Source organism: Staphylococcus sp. EG-SA-15, assembly GCF_017151895.1.
GTDB lineage: Bacteria > Bacillota > Bacilli > Staphylococcales > Staphylococcaceae > Staphylococcus > Staphylococcus aureus.
The window spans coordinates 1-3,990 of the sequence record NZ_JACVZN010000056.1; the positions used below are offsets into that span (position 1 = coordinate 1).

At 31.1% G+C, this 3,990-nt stretch carries 2 protein-coding genes; both read right to left on the reverse strand.

From position 1 onward, the window contains the following. On the reverse strand, nucleotides 1-3,259 hold a 3,259-nt coding region (gene sdrD, locus IDG64_RS14230), incomplete at its 3' end, for an MSCRAMM family adhesin SdrD (RefSeq protein ID WP_206171348.1). 366 nt (nucleotides 3,260-3,625) lie between these two features. Continuing rightward, nucleotides 3,626-3,990: LPXTG cell wall anchor domain-containing protein (locus IDG64_RS14235; protein WP_206171349.1), on the reverse strand; the 365-nt coding region annotated here is incomplete at its 5' end.

The window sequence follows — 3,990 nt, forward strand, 5'->3', positions numbered from 1 at the left end:
CTGTTTGTGTTAAGCCAGCAGGCTTTTCAAAAATAACTTTGTATTTACCGCTATCTAAATTATCGAAACGATATTTACCATTTTCATCTGTTTTAGTTGTTCCAATTACTTCGCCTTTTTCATTTAATAAAGTAACTTTAACATCTTTGATACCTTTTTCAGTTGAATCTTGTTTGCCGTCTTTATTACTGTCGTACCAAACATAATCACCTAAACTATATTTTGGTGTTTTATAGAAACCACTGTCTAATGTCATGTTATCTGCATCTTTAATGACACCTGTTGTTGTTAAACCATTAGAATCTTTTTCAGTATCATTTCCAGAAGTTACTGAAGTTGGTGTATAACCTGATGGTGTCTCGAATTCAACTTTATAAGTTCCATTGTTTAAATCAGTGAATTGATATTTACCATTTTCATCTGTTGTAACTGTTTTTAAAACTTTGTCGTTTTCATCTTTTAACGTAACTGTTACACCTGAAATACCCTTTTCATCTTTATCTTGAACACCGTTTTTATTTGTATCTTCCCATACATAGTCACCTAAGTTGTAAGTCGGTTTGTAGAAACCAGAGTCAATAGTATCGTTATCTTTATCTTTAATGACACCTGTTGTTGATGTACCATTTGAATCTATACCTTCATCAGTTCCTGAACCTACTTGTGTTGGTGTGTAACCTGATGGTGTTTCGAATTCAACTTTATAAGTTCCATTTTCTAATCCAGTAAATTGATATTTACCATCTTTATCTGTTTTAGTTGTTTGTAAAACTTCACCGTTTTCATTTTTCAATGTAACTGTTACGCCTGAAATACCTTTTTCAGTTGAATCCTGCTTACCATCTTTATTTGTATCTTCCCATACATAATTACCTAAATTATATTTTGGTGTTTTGTAGAATCCACTATCTAATGTCATGTTATCAGCACCATTAATAACACCTGTTGTTGTTAAACCATTAGAGTCTTTTTCAGTATCATTTCCAGAAGTTACTGTAGTCGGTGTATAGCCTTCTGGTGTAGTAAATTCAACTTTATAATTACCATTATCTAAATCAGTAAATTTATATTTGCCATCAGCGTCTGTTGTTACTGTTTTTAACACGTTACCGTTTTCATCTTTTAATGTTACCGTTACGCCAGATATACCTTTTTCATCTTGGTCTTGGATACCATTTTTATTTGTATCTTCCCAGACATAGTCACCTAAGTTGTATTTAGGTTTGTAAATACCTAAGTCTGCAGATAAGTTATCTTTGCCATTAACTGTAATAACTGAAGATAAGCCGTTTGAATCTAATTCTTCGTTATTACCTTGTTTTGAAGGGGTTACTTCATAACCTTTTGGTAAGTTTGAAAATTCTACACGGTAATCTCCATTAGGTAAGTTTGGAATCAAGTATGACCCATCTTCTTTAGTAACTGCTTCTCCTACTTTTGTATTTGTATTATTATCAAATACAGTTACAGTTACATTGCCAACGCCTTTTTCTCCTAATTCTTGAACACCGTTTTTATTAGTATCTTCCCATACGTAGTTACCAATTTTATATACTTCTTGACCAGCTCCGCCACTTTGGTTATTAGTAAATCCTAAAGCATTGCCAGTAGAAACGGATCTGTTTCCATCAGAAGTCAAAGTTGCCATTTGAACAAGTGTTGGACTTTCACTAGTTGTAAATTCAAATTTTGTATCCACCATAACTACATAAGAATTGTTAATGCTACCAAAATCAACATTTACACTGTCATTAGTTCCGTATGTAATCTTATCTTTAAATTGTTCAGTCACATCTATAAGTTGATTTGTATTAACATCATAACCTTTGTTTAAAACATAGTCTTTTGGTGCTTGATAAATTTTAATTTTAGTTACATTTTTATTTATTTGACCTACATTGTCAGGATAATCCTTATGATAAGCTTCAACTTTTAATTTAGCATTTGTTAAAGTTTTTTCCGATGGATTTACATAAACAGTCTGTATATAGTAACCCGGGTCTTCTGCATTACCTGCATGTGAAACAGTTTCAGTAAATGCTGAACCTATAGAATTATTATCTCTAGAAACATAATCTGGATATTGAATGTTAGCAGTTGTTTTTGTTGTAGTATTACCTATCGTAACATTAAACTCAACATCGTTTTTACTAACAGGAATTGTATCAGCATCCATATAAATTGAATAATTAATTCCCATTTGTACAGAATTAAATCTATCTACATAATCTGTAAATGTATATGTAATTAAATTATTTGCAGTATCATGTTTTGCAGTCGCAATTGTTTCACCATTATTTGGATCTTTAATATCTCCAATATTTTTAATATCTTCCGGATTCAATCCATATACTTGTACTGTATCTGAGTATTTTATTGTGAAATAATCACCTGATTTAACTTTGTCATCAACTTTAATTTGTGATTTTAATGCTAGATAATCTTGTGCTGGTACGATTTTATTGTTTTTATCTGCATCAACGACAGTTAATGTTGTATTTGATGTGATTAAATCATTAACATTTTTAGCCTCTGTTGATGATGGCTGTACTGCTGCTATACGCATTCTTGTATTCAAACGTTTAGGTGCTGTACTTTTTGGCAAAATGATATCTGCATTATTTTCATTATTTGAATTACTATTGTTATCAACAAGAGTTTCATCATTACTCTTGATAGCATCACTTTTAACATTTAATGTAGTTGATTCAGTTTTGGCATCTACCTTTTTGTTTTCCTCATTAGTTGGTTGAACATTTACCACTGATTTATTCTCTTGCAAATCAGGTTGTAACGCTTCTTGATTACTTATAGTTTGTTTAGTGTTTAAATCTTCATTCGTAGATTTTGGTGAAGCTTGCTCATCTGATTTGGCAGTTGAAACTTCAACTTTATTTCCAGTGGTAGATTGTACACTTTCTTTTTCTATTAATTTATTCCCATTTGAAGTCGTTTCATTACCTTGAGATGATACCATTTCTTTTTGATTATCATTTTTAGTATTGTCTTCTTGATTTAGTTGCTGCATATCAACTTTATCACTCGATTGATTATCACTTGCTGAAGTTGTCGCTTCGTTCAATTCTTTATTAGTACTTTCTGCAGCCTTTGCTTCTTGGTTCCCCAGACCAAAAATTAATGTTGTACCTACTAAAATTGATGCTGTTCCCACTGTGTACTTTCTAATCGAAAATTTATTTAATCGATTGGATACCATGCCTTTTCTTGTTATTGCCGTTTTATTTTCTCTGTTTAGCATTAGATTACTCCTAATTCATCAAATTTTTAAATAATACAATTGTTTTAAATACAAAAATGTATATCAATATAGTATTACATTTTTAGATAAAGCACAATACTTTAATTATTTTTCTTTATCGTAAAACGTTATTTAACATTCGTGTTTAAATAAAAATTTTTATGAGTTTTGTAATCTTTATTTAATTATCATAAAAAATAGTATTATTTGCCCTTAAAATTAATATCTTAGCTTTTCTAATTCATAGACAATTACATTTCTGTAACAAATTAAATTGTATCTATTCCTTAAAGATTTTTTGTTTTATATCTGGGAATTTCTAAACAGAAAAAACCAGGCCACATGGACCTGGTTAAGTTAATCATATTATTTATTTTGTTTTTTACGACGACCGAATAACAATAATGATCCTAATGCCGCGAATAATCCACCGAATAATGTGCCATTATTTGAATTATTATTTTCACTACCTGTTTCTGGTAATGCTTTAGCTGTTTTATGCTGATCTTTAACCGTACTCATTGGTTTAGTCGGAGTATGTTTACCTGCATCTGAGTCTGAATCGCTATCTGAGTCTGAATCGCTATCTGAGTCTGAGTCGCTATCTGAGTCGTTGTCTGAGTCCGAATCGCTATCTGAATCTGAGTCGCTGTCTGAATCTGAGTCGCTATCTGAGTCCGAATCGCTATCTGAATCTGAGTCACTGTCTGATTCTGAATCGCTGTCTGAAT